At 72.1% G+C, this 21,832-nt stretch carries 19 protein-coding genes; 9 read left to right on the forward strand and 10 right to left on the reverse strand.

Annotated elements, in window-relative coordinates:
- Window positions 1-148 precede the first annotated feature (148 nt).
- Both ACF089_RS04660 and ACF089_RS04665 read left to right on the forward strand, forming a co-directional pair.
- Window positions 149-961 carry an SAM-dependent methyltransferase gene (locus ACF089_RS04660; RefSeq protein ID WP_392023346.1) on the forward strand — a complete coding sequence of 271 codons (813 nt, stop codon included), beginning with the start codon at window positions 149-151 and terminating at the stop codon, window positions 959-961.
- On the forward strand, window positions 961-3,135 hold the full coding sequence (locus ACF089_RS04665; protein ID WP_392021811.1) for a putative bifunctional diguanylate cyclase/phosphodiesterase: 2,175 nt from the start codon (window positions 961-963) through the stop codon (window positions 3,133-3,135). The genes ACF089_RS04660 and ACF089_RS04665 overlap by 1 nt, the downstream gene beginning before the upstream one ends.
- Window positions 3,136-3,279: 144 nt before the next feature.
- Here the strand turns inward: ACF089_RS04665 and ACF089_RS04670 are convergent, their stop codons facing one another.
- Entirely contained in the window at window positions 3,280-4,161 is an 882-nt protein-coding gene (locus tag ACF089_RS04670) for a LysR family transcriptional regulator (RefSeq protein ID WP_392021814.1), read from the reverse strand.
- 92 nt (window positions 4,162-4,253) lie between these two features.
- Here ACF089_RS04670 and ACF089_RS04675 point away from each other — a divergent pair, with 92 nt between their 5' ends.
- The 5 genes from ACF089_RS04675 to ACF089_RS04695 all read left to right on the forward strand — a co-directional run bounded on the left by ACF089_RS04675 (window position 4,254) and on the right by ACF089_RS04695 (window position 9,478).
- Entirely contained in the window at window positions 4,254-4,973 is a 720-nt protein-coding gene (locus ACF089_RS04675) for a succinate dehydrogenase (RefSeq protein WP_392021817.1), read from the forward strand.
- Between the two features lies 1 nt (window position 4,974).
- Window positions 4,975-6,921 (forward strand): fumarate reductase/succinate dehydrogenase flavoprotein subunit, encoded by a 1,947-nt coding sequence (locus tag ACF089_RS04680; RefSeq protein ID WP_392021820.1) that lies wholly within the window; start codon window positions 4,975-4,977, stop codon window positions 6,919-6,921.
- Window positions 6,918-7,664 carry a succinate dehydrogenase/fumarate reductase iron-sulfur subunit gene (locus tag ACF089_RS04685; RefSeq protein ID WP_392021823.1) on the forward strand — a complete coding sequence of 249 codons (747 nt, stop codon included), beginning with the start codon at window positions 6,918-6,920 and terminating at the stop codon, window positions 7,662-7,664. The genes ACF089_RS04680 and ACF089_RS04685 overlap by 4 nt, the downstream gene beginning before the upstream one ends.
- 547 nt (window positions 7,665-8,211) lie before the next feature.
- The gene (locus tag ACF089_RS04690) at window positions 8,212-8,634 is read left to right on the forward strand and encodes a tyrosinase cofactor (protein WP_392021825.1); all 423 of its coding nucleotides are present in this window, start codon (window positions 8,212-8,214) and stop codon (window positions 8,632-8,634) included.
- A gap of 19 nt (window positions 8,635-8,653) precedes the next feature.
- Window positions 8,654-9,478: a tyrosinase family protein gene (locus ACF089_RS04695; protein ID WP_392021827.1), complete on the forward strand. Its 825-nt coding sequence runs from the start codon at window positions 8,654-8,656 to the stop codon at window positions 9,476-9,478.
- On the opposite strand, the gene ACF089_RS04700 is transcribed toward ACF089_RS04695, so the two are convergent.
- The 3 genes from ACF089_RS04700 to ACF089_RS04710 all read right to left on the reverse strand — a co-directional run bounded on the left by ACF089_RS04700 (window position 9,469) and on the right by ACF089_RS04710 (window position 13,230).
- Window positions 9,469-11,817 carry an ATP-binding cassette domain-containing protein gene (locus ACF089_RS04700; protein ID WP_392021830.1) on the reverse strand — a complete coding sequence of 783 codons (2,349 nt, stop codon included), beginning with the start codon at window positions 11,815-11,817 and terminating at the stop codon, window positions 9,469-9,471. The genes ACF089_RS04695 and ACF089_RS04700 overlap by 10 nt on opposite strands.
- A gap of 11 nt (window positions 11,818-11,828) precedes the next feature.
- Window positions 11,829-12,896, reverse strand: coding sequence for an MsnO8 family LLM class oxidoreductase (locus ACF089_RS04705; RefSeq protein WP_392021833.1), 1,068 nt, complete (start codon window positions 12,894-12,896; stop codon window positions 11,829-11,831).
- 118 nt (window positions 12,897-13,014) lie between these two features.
- Window positions 13,015-13,230: a dodecin gene (locus ACF089_RS04710; RefSeq protein WP_392021834.1), complete on the reverse strand. Its 216-nt coding sequence runs from the start codon at window positions 13,228-13,230 to the stop codon at window positions 13,015-13,017.
- Window positions 13,231-13,402: 172 nt separating this feature from the next.
- Here ACF089_RS04710 and ACF089_RS04715 point away from each other — a divergent pair, with 172 nt between their 5' ends.
- Window positions 13,403-14,698, forward strand: coding sequence for an extracellular solute-binding protein (locus tag ACF089_RS04715; protein WP_392021836.1), 1,296 nt, complete (start codon window positions 13,403-13,405; stop codon window positions 14,696-14,698).
- Window positions 14,699-14,889: 191 nt separating this feature from the next.
- Here ACF089_RS04715 and egtD read toward each other — a convergent pair whose 3' ends face one another.
- The 4 genes from egtD to egtA are packed head-to-tail and all read right to left on the reverse strand — an operon-like array spanning window position 14,890 to window position 19,221.
- Entirely contained in the window at window positions 14,890-15,855 is a 966-nt protein-coding gene (gene egtD / locus ACF089_RS04720) for an L-histidine N(alpha)-methyltransferase (protein WP_392021839.1), read from the reverse strand.
- Window positions 15,852-16,604 carry an ergothioneine biosynthesis protein EgtC gene (egtC, locus tag ACF089_RS04725; RefSeq protein ID WP_392021842.1) on the reverse strand — a complete coding sequence of 251 codons (753 nt, stop codon included), beginning with the start codon at window positions 16,602-16,604 and terminating at the stop codon, window positions 15,852-15,854. Before egtC ends, egtD begins: the two co-directional genes overlap by 4 nt.
- Complete coding sequence (egtB, locus tag ACF089_RS04730) at window positions 16,604-17,926, reverse strand: ergothioneine biosynthesis protein EgtB (protein ID WP_392021845.1); 1,323 nt, start codon at window positions 17,924-17,926, stop codon at window positions 16,604-16,606. Before egtB ends, egtC begins: the two co-directional genes overlap by 1 nt.
- Window positions 17,923-19,221, reverse strand: coding sequence for an ergothioneine biosynthesis glutamate--cysteine ligase EgtA (egtA, locus tag ACF089_RS04735; RefSeq protein WP_392021848.1), 1,299 nt, complete (start codon window positions 19,219-19,221; stop codon window positions 17,923-17,925). The genes egtB and egtA overlap by 4 nt, the downstream gene beginning before the upstream one ends.
- 169 nt (window positions 19,222-19,390) lie before the next feature.
- On the opposite strand from egtA, the gene ACF089_RS04740 reads away from it, so the two are divergent.
- Complete coding sequence (locus tag ACF089_RS04740; protein ID WP_392021850.1) at window positions 19,391-20,428, forward strand: TIGR02452 family protein; 1,038 nt, start codon at window positions 19,391-19,393, stop codon at window positions 20,426-20,428.
- Between the two features lie 83 nt (window positions 20,429-20,511).
- On the opposite strand, the gene ACF089_RS04745 is transcribed toward ACF089_RS04740, so the two are convergent.
- Both ACF089_RS04745 and ACF089_RS04750 read right to left on the reverse strand, forming a co-directional pair.
- The gene (locus tag ACF089_RS04745; protein WP_392021853.1) at window positions 20,512-20,970 is read right to left on the reverse strand and encodes a type II toxin-antitoxin system PemK/MazF family toxin; all 459 of its coding nucleotides are present in this window, start codon (window positions 20,968-20,970) and stop codon (window positions 20,512-20,514) included.
- Between the two features lie 65 nt (window positions 20,971-21,035).
- Window positions 21,036-21,734, reverse strand: a complete 699-nt coding sequence (locus tag ACF089_RS04750) for an alpha/beta fold hydrolase (RefSeq protein ID WP_392021855.1) — start codon at window positions 21,732-21,734, stop codon at window positions 21,036-21,038.
- Window positions 21,735-21,832: the final 98 nt, after the last annotated feature.

The following is a 21,832-nucleotide window of genomic DNA, read 5'->3' on the forward strand; positions in this document are numbered from 1 at the left end:
ATACGGGCGATGTGACCAAGAACGGACCGCGAATTTCCGTTTGGACTCGCCCAATTGGCGGGCGATCAGTAGCCTCGGCTCGAACACTGGCCGTGCACATGGCCAAACTTCCCCCGTGGCCACCCTGGCGACCTGGTTGGAGACATCGATGGAGCGTGCCGCCTGGGCCCCGCCCGGCATCGATATATCGATGCCGAGCGTGTCCCGAATGTACGACTTCTACCTGGGCGGTTCGCACAACTTCGAAGTCGACCGCCAGGCCGCCCGCAAGGCGCTGGAGTTCATGCCGGGACTGCCGAAAGTCGTCCAGGCCAACCGCGCGTTCATGCGCCGCGCCGTACGGTACGCGCTGGACGCCGGCGTCACCCAGTTCCTCGACATCGGCTCCGGGATCCCCGCCTTCGGCAGCGTTCACGAGGTCGCGCTGACGGCCGACCCCGCCGCCCGGGTGCTGTACGCCGACCGCGACCCGGTCGCCGTCGCCCACGCCCGCGCCCTGCTCGAAACCGAGGACCGCGCCGCCGCCGTAGTCGCCGACCTGCGCAAACCCCGGCAGATCCTCGACAGCGCCGAACTCGCCGGACTCTTCGTCCCCGAGCGGCCGGTGGCGCTCCTGCTGCTGTCCGTGCTCCACTTCGTCGAGGACGCGGACGACCCGTACGGCGCGGTGGCCGCGCTGCGGGACGCGTGCGCGCCCGGCAGCCTCATCGTCATCAGCCACGCAGCGTACGACGGAGTCCCCGTGCCCGAGGAACAGGCGGCACGCGCGGTCGACGTCTACCGTGAGATCCGCAACCCACTGATCATGCGTTCGCGAGACCGCATAGCTAGGTTCTTCGAGGGGTACGAGATGGTCGAGCCCGGACTGGTGTCGCCGCCCTGCTGGCGGCCGGACTCCCCAGCCGAGCAGGAGGACCCATTCGCCTTCGCGGGCTTCGCCGGGGTGGGGCGCACGGCGTGATGGCGCCCATGCACGCGGTGGACTCCGCGGCGGACCCGGACGGACTCGAGGACAGACTCCGCAGGTTCGCGACCATCTGGAGCCGTGCGGTCTTCCCCGTGACGGCGACCTCGCTCACCCGGGCCGAGATCGAGGAGCGTCTCGTGCCGCTGGCACGGATGCTGAACGATTCGCTGCACGCCCGGGTCTTCGACGCCCGGGCCGCCCAGGGCATCGGCGCCGCGCTCGTCGACGCCCACTGCACCGACCCCGAGGCCCTCAGCCGCACCCTCGGCGTCATCGACGCCTATCTCGTCCTCTACTGCGGATCCCACCCCGGACAGGGCGCCGACCCGGCGGCCGAGGACGGCCGCGCCCGCTGCGCCCGGGTCCAGCACGCGCTGGCCGCGGGCTTCGCCGGCGCGCTGCGCGACCGCACCCTCGCCGAGCAGGAGGCCATCGCCCGCTCCGCGCTCCGGGCCCGCTCCGACGCCGTCAGCGCCCTGCACGCCACCGAGACCCGGCTGCGCGCCGTGTTCGAGGGCGCCGCGATCGGCATCGGCATCGCCGACCTCGACGGCAATGTGCTGGAGCTGAACGAGACCCTGACCCGGATGTTCGGCGGCCTGGAGCACCATGTCCGCGGCCGGAAGGTCTCCGACTGGGCCCATCCCGAGGACCGGCCCCATGTCTCCCAGCTCCACCGGGAACTGATCCGCGGCGAACGCGAGCACTTCCGGGTGGAGAAACCGTTCTTCCGCAATGACGGCACCGTGCTCTGGACCAATCTGACGGTCTCCCTGCTCCGCGACACCGAGGGGAGACCCGAGTACCAGCTCGCCCTCCTGGAGGACACCACCGAACGCCGGCTGCTCAATCTCCGGCTGCGGTACGAGGCCACCCATGACGCGCTCACCGGTCTGCCGAACCGGACCCTGTTCTTCGAACGGCTGGAGAAGGCGATCTCCGGCGGGGACGGCGGGCGCTTCGGCCTCTGCTATCTCGATCTCGACGGATTCAAGGCCATCAACGACAGCCTCGGCCACGCGACCGGCGACCGGCTGCTGGTCGAGGTGGCGGACCGGCTGCAGAGCTGCGCCACCGCGCCCGGCGAGATGGTCGCCCGGCTCGGCGGCGACGAGTTCGTGGCGCTGACCACCGGCCCCGACACCCAGCACGAGGTGGGGGAGCTGGCCGCCAGGATCCTCGGAGCCCTCGCCGCGCCGATCCGGGTCGACGGGCGCGAGTTCTCGGTCCGCGGCTCCATCGGGATCGTCGAGGGACCCGCGGGCGAGCGCACCACGGCGGAGGTGCTGCGCAGCGCGGACATCACGATGTACCGGGCGAAGTCCGCGGGCGGCAACCGCTACGAGATCGCCGACCCCGAGCTGGACGCCCGCGCCATCACCCGGCACGGGCTGACCACCGCGCTGCCCGCGGCCCTGGAGCGCGGTGAGTTCTTCATCGAGTACCAGCCGCTGGTGCACATGGACGACGGCAGTGTGCACGGCGCGGAGGCCCTGGTGCGCTGGCACCACCCCCAGCACGGGGTACTGGGCCCGGACCAGTTCATTCCGCTGGCCGAGCACACGGGTCTGATCGTGCCGCTCGGGCGCTGGGTGCTCCAGGAGGCGGTCCGCCAGGCGATGTACTGGCAGGAGAACCACGCCGACGGCGGTCCGCTGCGGATCAATGTGAACCTCTCGCCCACCCAGCTGCACCACCCCGGTCTGGTGACCGACACCATCGCGGTGCTGGAGGGCTCGGGCCTCGCCCCGGGCGCGCTCTGCCTGGAGGTCACCGAGTCCGCGCTGATCGGCGCGGACGAGGCCCTGCTCAAGCCGTTGCGGCAGCTCGCCGAGATGGGCGTCGACATCGCGCTGGACGACTTCGGCACCGGGTACTCCAATCTGGCGAACCTCCGCCGGCTCCCGGTGAGCGTTCTCAAGCTGGACCGCTCCTTCACCCAGGGCATGCAGCATCTGCCGGTGGACCCCGTCGACGTCAAGATCGTGGAGGGGATCGTCTCCCTGGCGCACAGCCTGGAGCTGGCCGTCACCGTGGAGGGGGTGGAGACGGGGGCCCAGGCGGAGCAGCTGAAGGAACTCGGCTGCGACACGGCCCAGGGCTGGTACTACGCCCGCCCCGGCCCGCCGGACCGGCTGCACGCGCTCTCCCTCGCCGACGCCGTCTGACGCCTTCCCGACCCGTGCGCCGCTCGGGGCCGGGCCCGCGGCCGCTCCGGCCTCCCGGGCCCGGCCTCGCGGACCGGGCCCGACCGGACCGGGCCCGACCGGACCGGGCCCGACCGGACCGGGCCCCTCGCAGCCCCCCGCCGCTCAGCCCGCCCGGGAGATCAGCACCCGCTGCAACTCCCTCGCCGCCCTCGGCGGAGCCACATCGCTGCGGTGGGCCAGCGCGATCGTCCGCCGCAGCCCCGGGTCGGCCAGCGGCGTCACCCGGAAACCGGGCCCCGCCCGCCCCGCGACCATGCTCGGCACCACCGCCACACCGAGGCCCGCGCGGACGAACCCCAGCACCGCGTCCATCTCGCCGCCCTCCACGGTGAAGCTCGGCTCGAACCCGGCCGCCCGGCACGCCGCCACCGTCAGCTCCCGCAGGTCGTACCCGTGCCGGAACATCACCAGCGGCTGATCCCGCAGGTCGGAGATCCGCGCCGGCCGCCGGGGGGCCTTCTGCGAGGCCGACGACACCACCACCAGATTCTCCCGGAGCAGCTCCACCGTCGTCAGCGCGGGCGACCCGGGCGGCAGCGGCAGCACGATCAGCGCCAGATCGAGCGCGCCCCGCGCCAGCTCCCGTACGAGATCGTGCGAGCCGCCCTCCTCGATCAGCAGCTGGATCCCCGGGTGCCGGTCGTGGAAGACCCGCAGCACGTCCGGCAGCAGTCCGGTGCACAGACTCGGCGTCGCCCCCAGCCGCACCCGCCCCCGCCGCAGCTGCACCAGCTCCTGCACCTCATGGCGGGCGGTGTCCGCGTCCGCGAGGATCCGGCGCGCCAGCGGCAGCAGCGCCTCGCCCGCCTCGGTCAGCCCGATATTGCCCCGCGCCCGGCTGAACAGCTCCGCCCCCAGCTCCGTCTCCAGCGCCCTGATCTGCTGGGACAGCGAGGGCTGCGAGACATGCACCCGCTCGGCGGCATGGGTGAAATGCCGGGTCTCGGCGACCGCCACAAAGTACAGAAGTTGCTGGAATTGCATACTCCACCGTAGCCCACGATAGTCATAGGCTATCGACATCAGCCAGATCATGTCTTGGACCACTGGACACCCTCGGCCCTACCGTTCCCCTCATGGCTCTGGCAACGCGTACCGACAAGGGACCGGCGGATCGCAAACCGCCGCCCAGGCGCACCTTCTGGGGATCGACGCTCGGCAAGAAGGTCGTCATGGCCGTGAGCGGCCTGATCATGCTCGGCTATCTCGTCGTGCATGTGCTGGGCAATCTCAAGGTCTTCTTCGGCTCGCAGGAGTTCAACGAGTACGCCCACTGGCTGCGCACCCTGGGCGCGCCGGTCCTGCACTACGAGTGGGCCCTGTGGCTCGTCCGCGTCGTGCTGGTCGCGGCGGTCGTGGCGCACGCGGTCTCCGCGTACCAGCTCAGCAGGCGCGACATCCGGGCCCGGCCGGTCGCCTACGCGCACAAGCGCAAGCGGGCCAGCTACGCGACCCGGACGATGCGCTGGGGCGGCATCATCATCGTCCTGTTCATCGTCTGGCACATCCTCGATCTGACGACCCTGACCGTGAACGAGAACGCGCAGCACGGCCGCCCCTACGAGAACATCGTCGCCACCTTCTCCACCTGGTACGGCAATGTCATCTACATCACCGCGATGCTCGCCGTCGGCCTCCATGTCCGCCACGGCTTCTGGAGCGCCGCCCAGACCCTCGGCGCGGGCAGCGCCGGCCGCGACCGGGCCCTCAAGGCCGTCGCCAACGGCCTCGCGCTGATGCTGACCGCGGGCTTCATCGCGGTACCCGTCGCCGTCATGACCGGAGTGGTGAGCTGATATGAGCTTCGCGCAGTACGAGACCGGCGAGCCGATCGCCGACACCAAGGCCCCCGAGGGGCCGATCGCCGAACGCTGGGACCGCCGGCGCTTCGAGGCCAAGCTCGTCAACCCGGCCAACCGGCGCAAGCACACCGTCATCGTCGTCGGCACCGGCCTCGCGGGCGGCGCGGCCGGGGCGACCCTCGGCGAGCAGGGCTACCACGTCGAGCAGTTCTGCTACCAGGACTCCCCGCGCCGCGCCCACTCCATCGCCGCCCAGGGCGGCATCAACGCCGCCAAGAACTACCGCAACGACGGCGACTCGATCCACCGCCTCTTCTACGACACGGTCAAGGGCGGCGACTTCCGCGCCCGCGAGTCCAATGTGCACCGGCTCGCCCAGATCTCCGTGGAGATCATCGACCAGTGCGTGGCCCAGGGCGTGCCCTTCGCCCGGGAGTACGGCGGACTCCTCGACACCCGCTCCTTCGGCGGCGTCCAGGTCTCCCGCACCTTCTACGCCCGGGGCCAGACCGGACAGCAGCTGCTCCTCGGCGCGTATCAGGCGCTCTCCCGGCAGATAGCGGCGGGCACGGTCAACCTGCACGCCCGCACCGAGATGCTCGATCTGATCGTGATCGACGGACGGGCCCGCGGGATCGTCGCCCGCGACCTGGTCACCGGCGAGATCACCAGCCACTTCGCCGACGCGGTGGTGCTGGCGACCGGCGGCTACGGCAATGTCTTCTATCTGTCGACCAACGCCATGAACTCCAACGCCACCGCCATCTGGCGCGCCCACCGGCGCGGCGCGCACATGGCCAATCCCTGCTTCACCCAGATCCACCCCACCTGCATCCCGCGCACCGGCGACCACCAGTCGAAGCTGACGCTGATGAGCGAGTCGCTCCGCAACGACGGGCGGATCTGGGTCCCCAAGGCCCACGGCGACCGGCGGCCCGCGAACGAGATCCCCGAGGACGAGCGCGACTACTACCTGGAGCGCATCTACCCCGCCTTCGGCAATCTCGTCCCCCGCGACATCGCCTCCCGCGCCGCGAAGAACGTCTGCGACGAGGGCCGCGGCGTGGGCCCCGGCGGACAGGGCGTCTATCTCGACTTCGCCGACGCCATCCGGCGGATGGGCCGGGAGAAGGTCGAGGAGAAGTACGGCAACCTCTTCGACATGTACGAGCGGATCACCGCGGAGAACCCGTACGAGGTCCCGATGCGGATCTACCCCGCCGTGCACTACACCATGGGCGGCCTCTGGGTGGACTACGACCTCCAGACCACCGTCCCCGGCCTCTTCGCCATCGGCGAGGCCAACTTCTCCGACCACGGGGCCAACCGCCTGGGCGCGTCCGCGCTGATGCAGGGACTGGGCGACGGCTACTTCGTACTGCCGTCCACGATCAACGACTATCTGGCCCGGGCCCCGCTCAGCGACCGGCCCGACGCCTCCCACCCCGCGGTCGCCGAGGTGCTCGCGGAGACCGAGGACCGGCTGCGGCTGCTGCTCGCCGTCGACGGAGACCGCACCCCGGACTCCTTCCACCGCGAGCTGGGCGAACTCATGTGGGAGTTCTGCGGCATGGCCCGCACCGAGGAGGGCCTGCGCAAGGCGCTCGGCCGGATTCCGGAGATCCGTGAGGAGTTCTGGCGGCGGATCAAGGTCCCCGGCACCGGCGAGGAGTTCAACCAGTCGCTGGAGAAGGCCAACCGCATCGTCGACTATCTGGAACTCGCCGAGCTGATGTGCCTGGACGCGCTGCACCGCGCCGAGTCCTGCGGAGGGCACTTCCGCGAGGAGTCCCAGACCCCGGACGGCGAGGCCGCCCGCCGGGACGAGGAGTTCGGCTACGCCGCCGCCTGGGAGTTCACCGCGACCGGCGCCGCTCCCGTCCTGCACAAGGAAGAACTGGTCTTCGAGTACGTCCACCCCACTCAGCGGAGCTACGCATGAAGCTCAAACTGCGCGTCTGGCGTCAGCGCGACGCCACCGCGTCCGGCACGATGGCGACCTACGAGGTCGACGGGATCTCCCCGGACATGTCGTTCCTGGAGATGCTCGACACCCTCAACGAGGAGCTGATCCTGCGCGGTGAGGACCCGGTGGCCTTCGACCACGACTGCCGCGAGGGCATCTGCGGAGCGTGCAGCCTGGTCATCAACGGCGACGCGCACGGCCCCGAGCGCACCACCACCTGCCAGCTCCACATGCGTTCCTTCGAGGACGGCGACACCATCGACGTCGAGCCGTGGCGGGCCGCCGCCTTCCCGGTGGTCAAGGATCTGGTGGTCGACCGGTCCTCGTTCGACCGGATCATCCAGTCCGGCGGCTATGTCAGCGTCCCGACCGGCGCGGCGCCCGAGGCGCACGCCACCCCCGTGCCCAAGCCGGACGCCGACTTCGCCTTCGAGCACGCGGAGTGCATCGGCTGCGGAGCCTGTGTGGCGGCCTGCCCCAACGGCTCGGCGATGCTCTTCACCTCGGCGAAGATCAATCACCTCAATGTGCTGCCGCAGGGCGCGCCCGAGCGCGAGACCCGGGTGCTCGACATGGTGGCGACCATGGACGCGGAGGGCTTCGGCGGCTGCACCCTGACCGGCGAGTGCGCCACGGCCTGCCCCAAGGGCATTCCGCTGCCGTCCATCGCCGCCATGAACAAGGAGTGGCTGCGGGCGAACCGCAAGGCCAAGCGGTAGAAACCGACGCGCGGGGCCGTACGCACCGCAAGGCCGAGCGCCGGGAACCGCCGGCCGGGCGGAGGGAAACGCCGGCCCGGCCGTACGAATCACCGGGCCGACCCGTACGAATCACCGGGCCCGGCGGGAGGAAACGCCAGGTCGGGCGGTACGCGCCACGAGGCCGGGCGATGGCCGGCGGCCGCGGGAGGCCCCCGCGCCCGCCGGGCCGGGGAACCGGCGAATCGGGTGTACCCGACAAGTGGTTGCCTCGATTTCCGGTCATATTTGTGTCCTACACGCACCACGTCGTGGTGTGCGGAGTTCCGAAAGATCTTCACGCGAGGGGCACATCCGCAAGGGAATCTCCTCTTCCGGGGCGAGCGATCGCTCCCGCGGAGCAAGATCGAAGACGCCGGCCCGCGCCCGGCCCGCCAGGACATGTCCGTATGACAGCCAACCGAACGGACACCCCTACACGAGTCATCACCCTCCGTGTAGGCATGGCCAAGGCGGTCCTTCCGAATCCGGGGCCGCCTCCAGCCATCCTTTCTGGGGGTTATCCGTCATGTCCAGAATCACCCGCCGTCAGGCCGTGGGAGCCGTCACCGGCGCCGCCGCGGGCGTGGCGCTCGCCGGTGTGGCCACCGCCTGGGCGGACACCGCACCGGCCGAGGCCGAGAACAAGGCCGCGCCGCCCGGCGGCAACGGCGAACCCGGGTCCTTCGACGAGGTCTTCCAGGGCCGCCGTATCCAGGGACAGCCCGTCACCGGGGCCAAGGCCCACTCCGGTCACGGCGCGCACGGCGGCCACGCCCCCTACCGCGTACTGATCGACGGCCGCGAGCTTCACGTGATGCACCACGAGAAGAGCGGCTGGAGCAGCGCGATCAACCACTACGAGCGGTTCGCGACCCCGCTCGACGCCGCGCGCACCGCGGTCACCTCCCTCAAGGGCGCCTCCGTCGTCCCCTTCACCCCCACCGCCTGAGCCGGGAGCAGCAGTCGCCATGACCGTACGCAAGAACCAGGCGAATCTCACGGCCGCCGAGAAGAAGGCCTTCACCGACGCCGTCCTGGAGGTGAAGCGCATCGGCGTGTACGACGAGTTCGTCGCCGCCCACCGCCTCCGCTTCGCGCTGGACATGAACACCGGGATCTACGTGGGCCACTTCGGCCCCTCGTTCCTGCCCTGGCACCGCAAGTTCCTCATCGACTTCGAGGACGAGCTGCAGAAGATCGACCCCTCGGTCTCCATCCCCTACTGGGACTGGACCGCCGACAACACCGTCGCCTCCTCGGTCTGGGCGCCGGACCTCCTCGGCGGCACCGGACGCCCCCTGGACGACCAGGTGATGGACGGCCCCTTCGCGTACTCCGCCGGCAAGTGGCCCATCAACATCCAGGTCGACAGCCGGCCGTTCCTCGCCCGCAATCTGGCCTACCGCGTCCCCACCCTCCCGTCCCGGGCCGAGGTCGACGCCGCCCTCGCCATCCCCACCTACGACTCCGCGCCCTTCCGCGACGGCTCGGCGGGCTTCCGCTCCACGCTGGAGGGCACGGCCGCGTACATGAGCATGCACAACCGGGTGCACACCTGGGTCTGGGGCCAGATGGAGTCGAGCGTCTCTCCCAACGACCCGGTCTTCTGGCTGCACCACGCGTTCGTCGACAAGCTCTGGGCCGACTGGCACGCGCTCCACCCGACCAGCGCCGAGTACCTCCCCGCCGGGGGCACGGTCGATGTGATCGACCTGAACGAGACCATGCCGCCCTGGCCCAACACCACGCCGCAGAGCATGCTGGACCACACCCCCTTCTACACCTACGCCTGACCGCGTCCGAGGGCGGACGCCAGAAACGGCGCCGTACGGCTCCCCGCCGCCGAGGCCACCTCGGCCGGGACGCCCGCCGCGACGACGCGTCCGCCCTCGTCCCCGCCGCCGGGGCCAAGATCGATCACCCAGTCGGCCCCCGCGACCACGTCCATGTCGTGCTCCACGACCACCACCGAATGACCGGCGTCGACCAGACCGTTCAACTGCCTCATCAGCACCTCGGTGTCGGCGGGGTGCAGACCTGCCGTCGGCTCGTCCAGGACGTACAGCGTGTGGTCGCGGCGCACCCGCTGAAGCTCCGCCGCCAGCTTGATCCGCTGCGCCTCGCCGCCGGACAGCTCGGTCGCGGGCTGCCCGAGACGCAGATGGCCCAGCCCCACGTCGAGCAGCGCGCCGAGGCTGCGGGCCGCCGCCGGGACGTCGGCGAAGAACGCGGCCGCCGACTCGACCGTCAGATCCAGCACCCCGGCGATGTCCAGACCCCGGTAACGGACCTCCAGCGTCGAGGGGTTGTAGCGGGCGCCCCGGCACTCGGGGCACGGCGCGTACGTACTGGGCAGAAAGAGCAGCTCGACGGTGACGAAGCCCTCGCCCTGACAGGTCTCGCACCGGCCGCCCGCCACATTGAACGAGAACCGGCCCGCCCGGTAACCCCGCTCCCTCGCCTCGCCGGTGTCGCTGAACAGCCTCCGCACCACGTCGAACAGGCCGGTATAGGTGGCGAGATTGGGCCGGGGCGTACGCCCGATCGGTTTCTGATCCACCGTCACCAGTCTTTGTACGCCGGGTGATTGCGCGGTGATGGCCCCGACCAGGGTCGACTTTCCCGACCCCGAGACCCCGGTGACGGCCGTCAGCGCCCCCAGCGGCAGCCGCGCCGTCACCCCGCGCAGACTGTGCCGGGTGACCGGACCGACCTCCAGCCAGCCGGCGGGCTCGCGCACCGCGCGTCCGGGCGCGGGGGAGCGGTCGAAGAGAAACCGCCGCGTCGCCGACTCCGCCACCTCCGCGAGCCCCGCCACCGGACCGGAGTGCAGCACCCGGCCGCCGTGCTCGCCCGCGAGCGGCCCCACATCGACGATCCAGTCGGCGGCCCGCATCACCTCCAGATGGTGCTCCACCACGAACACCGAGTTCCCCGCGGCCTTCAGCCGCTCCAGGACCACCAGCAGCGCCTCGGTGTCCGCCGGGTGCAGCCCGGCCGACGGCTCGTCCAGGACGTACACGACCCCGAACAGCCCCGAGCGCAGCTGGGTGGCGAGCCGCAGCCGCTGAAGCTCCCCGCTGGAGAGGGTGGGCGTCGCCCGGTCGAGACTGAGATAGCCGAGGCCCAGCTCGACGACCGTCTCGATCCGCGCCAGCAGATCCCCGGTCAGCACCCGGGCGGTCTCGTCCCCGCCCGCCGCCGGCAGCAGCCGCGCCAGCTCGGTCAGCGGCAGCGCCGCCAGCGCCGCGATCGTACGGCCCGCGAAGGTCACCGCCAGGGATTCGGCCCGCAGCCTGCCGCCGCCGCAGGACGGACACGGCTCGCTGGTCAGAAAGCGCTCGGCCCTGGCCCGCAGCGCCGGACTCTTAGAATCGGCGAAGGTGTGCAGCACATACCGGCGGGCGCTCTGATACGTGCCCTGGTACGGCCGCTGGATCCGGCCCGCCTCCCGCACCGGCTCCACCGTGACCACCGGCCGCTCGTCCGTGAACAGGATCCACTCCCGCTCCCGCCGGTCCAGCTCGCGCCAGGGCCGGTCCACGTCGTACCCCAGCGCGTCCAGCACATCGCGGAGGTTCTTGCCCTGCCAGGCTCCGGGCCAGGCCGCGATCGCGCCCTCCCGGATCGACAGCGAGGGATCGGGTACGAGCAGCTCCTCGTCCGTGCGGTGCACCCGGCCCAGACCGTGACAGGCGGGACAGGCCCCGGCGGCCGTGTTCGGCGAGAAGGCGTCCGAGTCCAGCCGGGGCGCGCCCGCCGGATAGTCGCCCGCCCGGGAGAACAGCATCCGCAGCGAGTTGGAGAGCGTGGTGACCGTGCCGACCGAGGAGCGCGAGGAGGGCGACGAACGGCGCTGTTCCAGCGAGACCGCGGGCGGCAGCCCCGAGATCTCGCCCACCGCCGGCGCGCCCACCTGGTGGATGAGCCGACGGGCGTAGGGCGCGACGGACTCGAAGTAGCGCCGCTGGGCCTCGGCGTAGACGGTGCCGAAGGCGAGCGAGGACTTCCCCGACCCCGAGACGCCGGTGAAGACGACCAGCGCGTCACGCGGAATGTCCACGTCGACGCCGCGAAGATTGTGCTCCCGGGCGTCACGGACGCGAACATAAGGGTCATGAGGGCTGTGCATATCGGACAATTCTAGGTGTCGGCGCCGGTCGGGGGTTCGTCGGGGGTCAGGGCGGCGCCGTCCGCCCCGGCGATCCGGGCCAGCTCCTGGTAGGAGTCCAGCAGCGCGTCACGGTCGTACGCGCTCGTCGTGATCAGGATCTCGTCCGCCGCGCTCTCCCCGAGCAGCGACTCCAGCTCCAGCGCCACCCGCTCCCCGGTCCCGGCGACATGACCCTCCATGGCCGACTCGTAGAACGTCCGCTCGCGCGCCGTCATCGTCAGCGACTCGACCCGCTCGGCCGGGAGCAGCGGGGGGAAGACCCCGTGGACACGGGAGTACGCCAGCGACCAGGCCTCGGAGACGAGCAGCCGGCGCGCCTCCTCCTCGGTGGCCCCGACGGCGACCGTGCTCGAAAGGATCACGTACGGCCGCTGCGACGCGGGCGAGGGGGAGAAGTCCCGGCGGTAGCGCTCGACGGCCGCCAGCATCCGGTCCCGGCCCCGGACCGCGGCGATGACCAGCGGCAGCCCGGCCCGGGCGGCGATGTCCGCGCCCTCGCCGGTGGCCAGGACGTACGCCGGGACGCGCAGCCCGTCTGCGGGGTGGGCGCGGACGCCCGGGGGAGCGTCCTCCTGGCCGTGCTCCTCCTCGACCCGGAAGAAGCCGAGCAGCTCGGCGAGGCGCTCCTCGAAGGCCTCCGCGTCCGAGGCGTCCCGGCCCAGCGCCCGGCGGATCGGCTCGGTGAAGCCGACCGAGCGGCCGAGACCCATGTCGATCCGCCCGGGGAAGAGCGAGGCGAGCACTCCGAACTGCTCCGCCACCACCATCGGCTGATGGTTGGGCAGCATCACCCCGCCGGTGCCGACCCGGATCCGCGAGGTCGCCGCCGCGACGGCGGCCGCGAGCACGGTGGGCGCGGAGCCCGCGACCCCGGGCACGCCGTGGTGCTCGGAGACCCAGAATCTGCGGTACCCGAGCCGCTCGATCCGCCGGGCGAACCGGACGGTGTCGCGCAGGGCCGTCGGCCCGTCGTACCCCTCGCGGGTGCGGGACCGGTCGAGCACGGAGAGCGGCGTCGCCGCGAGACGTGAGGTCACTTCCGTTGCAACGCCCCGGGGCCGCCGGGATTCCCGGCCGCCCGCCTGGGCCGGCCGGGTGAGCCGGGGCCCGGCCGGGCGGGCGGGGCCGGGGGCGGTGCGGCGCGCGTACGGCCCGTCAGCCGCCGTCCTCCAGTCGGAAACCGACCTTCAGCCCGACCTGGTAGTGCTCGACCCGTCCGTCGGCGATGCTGCCGCGGACCTGGGTGACCTCGAACCAGTCGAGTCCCCGCAGGGTCTGGTGCGCTCGGCTGATGCCATTGCGAATGGCTTGATCCACTCCATCGGGAGATGTGCCGACAATCTCAGTGACTCGATACGTGTGATTGGACATGTGGTCGTACTCCTCTCGCTACACTCTCTCCACACGCTCTCCACCGTGCCCCACCAGGAGGCAGTGCGCGAGGTGTCGGTATAGGGCTTGACCGGCACATTGGTACATACCAAAATCCAGCCACACCCGTGCGAGCCTGGAGCGCGCTTCCCCCCATCGGGTACACGTTTCCATGCCCTCGAAGGTGAACGCTGTGAAAATCCGCCGTCCGCTCCCGTCCTCCGTCGCACTCGTGTGCGCGCTCGCGCTCACCTCCGGATGCGGGCTGATACCGGGCACCGGTACCGACACGCGCACCGTGCGGGTATGGCTCATGCAGGAGAGCGTCTCCCAGGACTTCCTCGACCGCTTCGCCAAGGAGTACGAGAAGGACCATCCCTCGGTGAAGCTGGAGTTCAGCTTCCACTCCTGGACCGGTATCGGGAAGAAGGTCACCGCCGCCCTGGAGGGCAAGGGCGAGGAGAAGACCCCGGACGTCATCGAGGTCGGCAACACCCAGGTCGCCCAGTACGCCGAGAGCGACGCGCTGGTCGACCTCACCCTCGAATCGGTGCGCGACCTCGGCGGCGAGGAGTGGCTGGAGGGTCTCGCCGAGCCGGGCAACATCAACGGCTCCCAGTTCGGCATACCCTGGTACGCCGCCAACCGCGTCGTCGTCTACAACAAGGACATCTTCAAGGACGCCGGCGTCACCAAGCTCCCGAAGACCCGCCAGGAGTGGCTCGACCTCTCGGAGAGCCTCAACACCGACGGCACCCAGGGCATCTACCTCGCCGGGCAGGACTGGTACAGCCTGGCCGGCTTCATCTGGGACGAGGGCGGCGACCTCGCCGTCGAGCGCGGCGGCGACTGGGAGGGCAGGCTCCACACCGACGCCGCCCTGCGCGCCATGTCCTTCTACAAGGAACTCCAGTCCCACGGCAACGGCCCCAAGGACGCGGACGAGCAGAAGCCGCCGCTGGTCGACGTCTTCGCCAAGGGCGATATCGCCCAGATCATCGCGACGCCCGGCACGGCGGCCGTCATCGAGAAGACCAACCCCCAGCTCAAGGGCAAGCTCGGCTACTTCACCATTCCGGGCAAAACGGCTGACAAGGCCGGAGCGGTCTTCACCGGCGGCTCCGACCTGATCATCCCGGAGCGGTCGGAGGAGCGCGGGGCGGCGACCGAGGTCGTCAAGGCGCTGGCGGGCGAGCGCTGGCAGACCGATCTCGCCCGGACGATGAACTACGTGCCCAACAAGAAGTCCCTCGCCCATGTCATCAAGGGGCAGGAGTCCACCGCCGCGATGGCGGCGGGCGCGGCCGCCGAGGGCAGCCGGGCCACCCCCAACTCCCCGAAGTGGGCCGATGTCGAGGTCGACAACCCCATCAAGCCCTTCATGACGAAGGTGCTGGTGGGCGGCGACGCCAAGCGCGCGGGGCAGGAGGCGTCCGACCGTATCGCCGCGCTTCTCTCGCACGGCTGAGCCGAGAGCCGAAGCCGACAGTCGGCAATGGGCAATCACCAGCCGAAGCCGACCGCCGACCGCGCCGGTCCGGACCCGCGAGGGCCCCGGACCGGCGCGTCCGTCCGCTGTGCGCGTCCGTCCGCTGCGCGCGGCGGACCGACCGCCGGGCCGTTCGCAGCGCTCCGGCGGACCGGCGCGTCCGTCCTCCGTCAGGGGGCGGGCGTCGCCAGCGAGAGCGCGAACCTGCCCTCCGTGTCCGTCCACCACCGGGAGAGCTCCATCCCGGCGCGGGCCAGCTCCTCGCCCACCCCCTCCCGGCGGAACTTCGCCGACACCTCCGTCCGCAGCTCCTCACCCCGGTCGAAGGGCGCCGCCAGATCCAGTTCGGGGATCTTCACGGTCAGAGCCCGGCGGGCGCGCAGCCGCATCTCGATCCACTCGTGCTCCCGGTCCCAGAGCGCCACATGGTCGAAATCGGCGGGATCGACGTCCGCGCCCAGCTCCCGTGCCAGAACATTCAGGACATTCCTATTGAACTCGGCGGTCACGCCCGACGCGTCGTCGTACGCCCGGACCAGCACCCCCTCGTCCTTCACCAGATCGGTCCCCAGCAGCAGCGCGTCCCCGGGCCGGAGCAGCGACCGCACCGAGCGCAGGAACAGCGCGCGCTCCGCCGGCAGCAGATTGCCGATGGTCCCGCCGAGGAACACGATCAGCCGGGGCCCCGGAGTCCCCGGCAGCGCCAGCCCCCGGGTGAAATCCGCGATCAGAGCGTGGATGTGCAGCCCGGGACGGACCCCGAGCAGCGCCCCGGCCGCGCCCCGCAGGGCGCTCTCGCTCACATCGACCGGGACATAGCTGTGCAGATCCGGCAGCGCGTCCAGTAGGTGCCGGGTCTTCTCGGAGGAGCCCGAGCCCAGCTCCACCAGGGTGCGGGGCCCGGTCGCGGCGGCGATCTCCGCGGCGCGGGCGATCAGGATCTCCCGCTCCGCCCGCGTCGGGTAGTACTCCGGCAGCCGGGTGATCTCCTCGAACAGCTCACTGCCCCGGGCGTCGTAGAACCATTTCGGCGGCAGCTCCTTGGGTGTGCGGGTGAGCCCCTGGAGCACATCGGCGCGCAGCGCGGCGCCGGTGGCGTCCTCGGGCAGGGTGCGGGTCAGCTGGAACGGGCTCACAGAGGGGACTCCTTGAGCGGAGAGAGAAGAACATCGGCGCCGGTGGCGACCAGCAGCGTGCGGTCGGGCACCTCGCGCCAGTGCGGATCGTCGTCGTACGGCTCCGACGCCACGACCCGGCGGCCCGCCGAGGTCAGCGACCACAGGGAGTCGCCCCAGGCGGTCGCCGCGATCGTCGTGCCGTCGGTGAGCAGCAGATTCAGCCGTGAGCCCGGCGCGGCCGCGGCGACCTCGCGGACCGTGTCGGCGAGCGCCTGGCCCAGCTCGTCGCCGTCGCGCAGCCGGTGCAGCACCAGCGCCCACAGCAGCGCCGTGTCGCTGCGCGCCTCCAGCGTGAGCAGTTCGGCGGCGGGCAGGGCCGAGGCGAGCGGGGCCATCGACCCCGGCCAGCCGGCGACCGCGCCGTTGTGGCTGAACAGCCAGGGTCCGGAGGCGAAGGGAGCCGCCGCGGCCTCGCCGTCCGCGCCGGGCTCGGTGGCGTCGCGGACCGCGGCGAGCAGGGCCCGGCTGTGGACGACCCGGACCAGATCGGCGAAGGAGAGATCGGCCCAGACGGGACCCGCGCGCCGGTAGCGCGCGGGCACGGGATCGCCGTCGGCGTACCAGCCCACGCCGAACCCGTCCGCGTTCACGGTGCCGTGGCGCTGGCGGCGCGGGGCCCAGGACTGCCGCAGCAGCCCGTGGGCCGGCTCGGTCAGCAGCTCGCCGAGGGGCGCGGGCGGCCCGAGGGAGGCGATGTGGCGGCACATCAGTCGGTCCCCTCCCCGGGACCGGCGTCCCGCGCGGTGCGGAATCCGCTGAAGATCTGCCGCCGCACCGGAAGGTCCCAGTTCCGGAAGGTGCCCCGGCAGGCCACCGCGTCCACCCCGAAGGAGCCGCCGCGCAGCACCTTGTGCGCGGGCCCGAAGAACACCTCCGAGTACTCCCGGTAGGGGAAGGCGGCGAAGCCGGGGTAGGGCAGGAAGTCGCTCGACGTCCACTCCCACACATCGCCGATCAGCTGCCGTACGCCCAGCGGCGACCGCCCCTCTCGATAGCTGCCCGCCGGGGCCGGGCGCAGATGGCGCTGGCCCAGATTGGCGTGGGCGGGGGTGGGATCGGCGTCCCCCCAGGGGAAGCGGCGGGAGCGGCCCGATTCCGGATCGTGGCGGGCGGCCTTCTCCCACTCGGCCTCGGTGGGCAGCCGCCGCCCCGCCCAGCGGGCGTACGCGTCGGCCTCGTACCAGCTCACATGGAGCACCGGCTCGGCCGCCGGCACCGGTTCGGTGACCCCGAAGCGGCGGCGCAGCCACTGGCCGCCCTCCCGCCGCCAGAACAGCGGGGCGGTGATGGAGTGCTGACTGATCTGCTCGAATCCCTCCGGGGCCCACCAGCGGGGATCGCGATAGCCGCCGTCCTCCATGAAGGCGAGATAGGCCCCGCAGGTCACCGGCACGGTGTCGATGCGGAACGCCGGGACCACCCGCTGGTGGGCGGGCCGCTCGTTGTCCAGTGCCCACGGCTCGGCGGAGGTGCCCATGGTGAAGGGCCCGCCGGGCATCAGGACGTCGGCGGGCAGCCCCGCCGCGTCGGGCCCGGGCCCGGGCGGCTCGGGCGCGCCGAGCGCGGCGGGCCCCCGGCGCAGCTGATGTGTGATCAGCATCGTCTCGTCGTGCTGCTGCTCATGCTGGGCGATCATGCCGAACGCGAACGCCGAGTCCACCAGCCGGCCGCCGCCGTCCAGCGGGGTGCGCTCCAGCAGGTCCAGGACCCGGCCGCGGACGTCCGAGGCATAGCCGCGCGCCTCGGCCGGGGCGAGCAGCGGCAGGGAGGGCCGGGCGGCGCGGGGGTGTTCGAAGGCGTCGTAGACCGAGTCGATCTCGGGGCGCAGGGCGGGCCGTCCGCCGACCGTGCGCAGCAGCCACTGCTCCTCCTGGTTGCCGATGTGGGCCAGGTCCCAGACGAGCGGGGACATCAGGGGGGAGTGCTGGGCGGTCAGCTCCCGGTCGTCGACGCAGCCGGTGAGCCCGGCGGTACGGGACCGGGCGCGGGTGAGCGAGTCGAGGGCGCGCTGTCGGAGGTCTTCGCTCATGTGCCCGGCTCCCTTTCCAGTGTTCCCCGGCCGTGCCCGGGCGACGGTATGAGCAGCAGATCGTCGGCGGGACATCGGCCCCTGAGGACATGGCGTTCGTTGAAGGAGGCGACCGCCTCGCACACCGCGCCGGACGCGCCCAGCCTCGGCAGCGCCTCCAGGGCGACGTCGAAGCAGACCGCGGCGGCCGCGCGCAGCTCCGGATGGCTCAGCCCGAGCCGTGCGGCGTCGAGCCAGAGCGGATTGCGGGGCGCGGGCCGCGACCCGGCGTACTCCGCGAGCGGTTTGACCGTCCGGTACACCGTCTCGGCCGCCTCCGGGTCGTCGAACAGGGCCGTGGTCACCGCGAGCGGGACCATCCAGCCGTCGTCGCCCGGCTGCGCGTCGATCATGCGCAGTTCGAGATGGCCGCGCGGGCGCACCGGCGGGAAGAGCGTCGTCAGATGGCGCTCCAGATCCTGCCGGGTCGGCGGCCGGGGCGCGCCCGAACGCAGCCACGCGCGGAAGCTGAGCCCGTCGGGCCGCTCCCAGGGCCCGCTGGCCGTCGTCACGAACATCACCGGCGCGTCCATCGCGTGCGCGGCCCAGGCGGCCTTCGGCTCCCGGTCCAGCGGCGGCGCGAGAGGGCGTACGGCGTCCAGCCCGTTCCAGATCGCCTGCCGGGTCGAGCGCCAGCCGGTCAGCCGGCCGGCCATGGCGGGCGAGTTGGCGAAGGCCGCGGTCAGCACCGCGCCCAGCAGATGGGCCAGCTGCCAGCGCCTGCCGTGGCCGAGCGGCCCCGGCTCGCGCTCCCCGGCGTCCAGGCACACCTGGATGGAGGCGGAGTTGCACATCATGACGCGCCCGGACGGGCCGGTGCGGTCGAGGTAGGCCTCCATGGCGTCGTAACGGGGCTCCCGCAGGATCCGGCGCGGCGGCTGCCAGGGGTCGATTCCCATGCCCGCGAGGGTGAGACCCGACGGCGCGAGCGCCGCGCGCACCGCGTCCAGATCGGCGGCGACGGAGTCCACGCACTCCATGAGGGAGGCGGCGGGGCGCGAGCTGAGCTCCAGCTGACCGCCCGGTTCGAAGGTGAGAGCCGAGGTCAGGGGGAGGGTGCGCACCCGGTCGTGGGCGGCCCTGAGGCGATCGGCCGACAGGGTCAGCTGGGGGCTGTGCCGTTCATGTATGAGCCATTCCAGTTCCACTCCCACAGTGGCGGGAGGGCCGTTCTTGAAGCAGATGCAGCGGAGAAGGTCCTCCGCTTCCGCCTCGGTGATGGGTCGGCCGTGGTCGCCGGCATCGGGTGGGTGCATGAGCGGCTCCTCTTTCGAAGGCCTCGCGAAGACACTCTGCCAACCTAAGGCCAGGGTCGACGCCGCGCACAAGGGTGCCGCCCGCCGCCGCCCGCCCGGTTGCGGCGGCCCCCGGCCCGCGTCCGAAATGTGTTTGCCGCGTCCCTCGCAGGTCACGGACGATGTGCTCATGAGCGCACGCCTGCGCGGGATCGCCCGGCAGACCGAGGAAATCGTTGAAGCTGGTCACTATCTCGCCACCAATGGACGAAAAGTAGTCATCTCTGGAGAGATCTCCGCCGCCCGGGCCGGAACTCGGCTGTTCGGGCCGGATCCGGTGGCCGTCGCCCCGGACACCGGGCACCGGACCGCCTTGGAGGTCGCCCGGGACACGGGCCGCCGCAGCCTCTTCGAGGTCGCCCGGGACACCGGCCGCCGCACCCTCTTCGAGGTCACCCCGGAGAGCAGCACCCAGGCCGCCCGCCGTCTGACCCGCGCCGGAGCGGACCCGGTCGCCGTGCTCAGCTTCGCCTCCGCGCGCAATCCCGGCGGCGGCTATCTCAACGGCGCGCAGGCCCAGGAAGAGGCGCTGTGCCGGGCCTCCGCCCTCTACACCACTCTGCTGTGCGCGCCCGAGTACTACGCACACCACCGCGCCGACCGCGACCCGTTCTACTCGGACCGGGTGATCTGCTCACCCGCCGTGCCCGTCTTCCGCGACGACCGGGGCGCGCTCCTGGACACCCCGTACACCGTCGGCTTCCTCACCTCGCCCGCGCCGAACGCCGGGGTGATCGCCCGGCGCGCCCCGGAGGAGAGGCACCGGATCCCGGCCGCCCTCGCCGTCCGCGCCGAACGGGTGCTGGAGACGGCGGCCGTCCACGGCTACCGGCGGCTGGTGCTGGGCGCCTGGGGCTGCGGAGTCTTCCGCAACGACCCGGCGGCCGTCGCGGGAGCCTTCCGCGCGCTGCTCACCGGGGACGGCCGCTTCGCGGGCCACTTCGAGCGGGTCGTGTTCGCCGTGCTCGACCGTACGGCGGGGCGGACCACGCTCGGCGCCTTCGAGCGGATCCTCGGCCCCTTCGCCGCCGGCCCCGCTCCCGAGGACCACCCCCACGGACCCGGAGGGCCCGCCCCCGAGCCCGTCGCCCCCGGGGCCGCCGATCCGCGCCCCCGACCACCGGCGGCCCCGATCGCGACCCCGGGCCAGGCCCCGTCGCCCCGCTGACCGTCCGTAGCCGTCGCTGACGAATCGCGACCGATCGTCACGGACCGTGTCCCCCTCGAGGGCGACATTCGTACGACGCGCGTCTACCGCCAGCCGTAGCGCTCCCGGAGCCGCTGGACGACCGCGTCGAAGCGGGGCCGGTCCAGCGCGCACGCCTCCCGGCGCATGCCCTTGTCGTGCACCCGCAGCACCCGGTCCAGATCGACCCAGGACTCGCGCCCCTCCCGGTCCCAGGGGCCGACCCCGATCGGCACCCACTCGTGGTCCCGGTCGTGGCGCTTGCTGGAGAGCTGCACGGCGAGCAGCGTGCCCGCCGCCTCCCGGGCCACGATCAGCACCGGGCGGTCCTTGCCGCGGCCGTCGTTCTCCTCGAACGGCACCCATGTCCAGACCACTTCACCGGGATCGGGGTCGCCGTCCTGGTCCGGGGCGTACGAGGTGCGGACCGGGCCCACGGCGTCCGGATCGGCCTCGGAGGTGGCCGCGGCGCCGCCGCGGCCCGGGGAGTCGAAGGCGCCCGACGCGCCGGAGAAGATCGTCACCGTCCCACGGTAATGCCCCGCGGGCCGGGCCCGGCGGCCCCGGCCCCGGCCCGCGCGCTCCGGGATCAGATCCAGCCCTCCAGCGCGGCCATGAACCCGTCGAAGTCGTCGCGGTGCACCGTGTGTCCGGCGCCCGCGACCGTACGCACCTCGAATCCGCGCTCCCGCAGCACCGCCGCCCGTTCGGCGCTGATCAGCACACTCGGGTCGGCGAGCGCCACCAGCGAGCGGCCCACGGGCGCGGCCGGCATCAGATCCCGGCCGACGACGCCCATCAGCCCGTGCGCCGTCGCCTCGTCCCAGACCGCGAGGGTCTCCAGCTCGATGTCGACGTCCTCGTCCTCCCAGCGCGGCGCGGTCTCCCGTATCCGCTCCCGCGTCTGCGCCTTCGCCCCCGCGAACGCGTCCGGGCCGTACCCCTTCTCGCCGTCCGGCAGATACCAGACGGGGTCCACATAGACCGCGCGCTCCGGCGCCAGCTCGGCCACCGCCAGCGAGAGCGTCAGCGCGCCGAGCGAATGCCCCATCACCAGCTCGGCCCCCGCCGGAAGGGACGCCACCAGATCCTCCGCGTGATCGTGCGCGGTGTACGAGTCGGCGCGCCCGCTCGCCCCGTGCCCGCGCAGATCGACCGCGATCACCCGATAGCCCCGCGCGGCGAGGGCGGGCCCCACCCGACGCCAGGTGCGATGGTCGGCCATGATGCCGTGGACCAGAAGCGCGAGCCGGTCGCCCGCGCCCCATGTCGTCGTGTGAAGCTGCACGTCGAAGCCTTTCCGGTACGGTGCACTGCCACGGCCAGCATGCGCTGTCGAAGATCGGAACAACAGGGGCATCGGATCCGGCCATCCAGCGATCAGCA

Origin of the sequence: Streptomyces sp. NPDC014894 (assembly GCF_043080985.1) — a bacterium.
GTDB lineage: Bacteria > Actinomycetota > Actinomycetes > Streptomycetales > Streptomycetaceae > Streptomyces.

Excerpts from the sequence above, each read along its gene's own strand:
- ACF089_RS04660 (WP_392023346.1), top strand. The coding sequence starts at position 149 with ATGGAGCGTGCCGCCTGGGCCCCGCCCGGCATCGATATATCGATGCCG.
- ACF089_RS04665 (WP_392021811.1), top strand. The coding sequence starts at position 961 with ATGGCGCCCATGCACGCGGTGGACTCCGCGGCGGACCCGGACGGACTC.
- ACF089_RS04670 (WP_392021814.1), bottom strand. The coding sequence starts at position 4,161 with ATGCAATTCCAGCAACTTCTGTACTTTGTGGCGGTCGCCGAGACCCGG.
- ACF089_RS04675 (WP_392021817.1), top strand. The coding sequence starts at position 4,254 with ATGGCTCTGGCAACGCGTACCGACAAGGGACCGGCGGATCGCAAACCG.
- ACF089_RS04680 (WP_392021820.1), top strand. The coding sequence starts at position 4,975 with ATGAGCTTCGCGCAGTACGAGACCGGCGAGCCGATCGCCGACACCAAG.
- ACF089_RS04685 (WP_392021823.1), top strand. The coding sequence starts at position 6,918 with ATGAAGCTCAAACTGCGCGTCTGGCGTCAGCGCGACGCCACCGCGTCC.
- ACF089_RS04690 (WP_392021825.1), top strand. The coding sequence starts at position 8,212 with ATGTCCAGAATCACCCGCCGTCAGGCCGTGGGAGCCGTCACCGGCGCC.
- ACF089_RS04695 (WP_392021827.1), top strand. The coding sequence starts at position 8,654 with ATGACCGTACGCAAGAACCAGGCGAATCTCACGGCCGCCGAGAAGAAG.
- ACF089_RS04700 (WP_392021830.1), bottom strand. The coding sequence starts at position 11,817 with ATGCACAGCCCTCATGACCCTTATGTTCGCGTCCGTGACGCCCGGGAG.
- ACF089_RS04710 (WP_392021834.1), bottom strand. The coding sequence starts at position 13,230 with ATGTCCAATCACACGTATCGAGTCACTGAGATTGTCGGCACATCTCCC.
- ACF089_RS04715 (WP_392021836.1), top strand. The coding sequence starts at position 13,403 with ATGCCCTCGAAGGTGAACGCTGTGAAAATCCGCCGTCCGCTCCCGTCC.
- egtC (WP_392021842.1), bottom strand. The coding sequence starts at position 16,604 with ATGTGCCGCCACATCGCCTCCCTCGGGCCGCCCGCGCCCCTCGGCGAG.
- egtB (WP_392021845.1), bottom strand. The coding sequence starts at position 17,926 with ATGAGCGAAGACCTCCGACAGCGCGCCCTCGACTCGCTCACCCGCGCC.
- egtA (WP_392021848.1), bottom strand. The coding sequence starts at position 19,221 with ATGCACCCACCCGATGCCGGCGACCACGGCCGACCCATCACCGAGGCG.
- ACF089_RS04740 (WP_392021850.1), top strand. The coding sequence starts at position 19,391 with ATGAGCGCACGCCTGCGCGGGATCGCCCGGCAGACCGAGGAAATCGTT.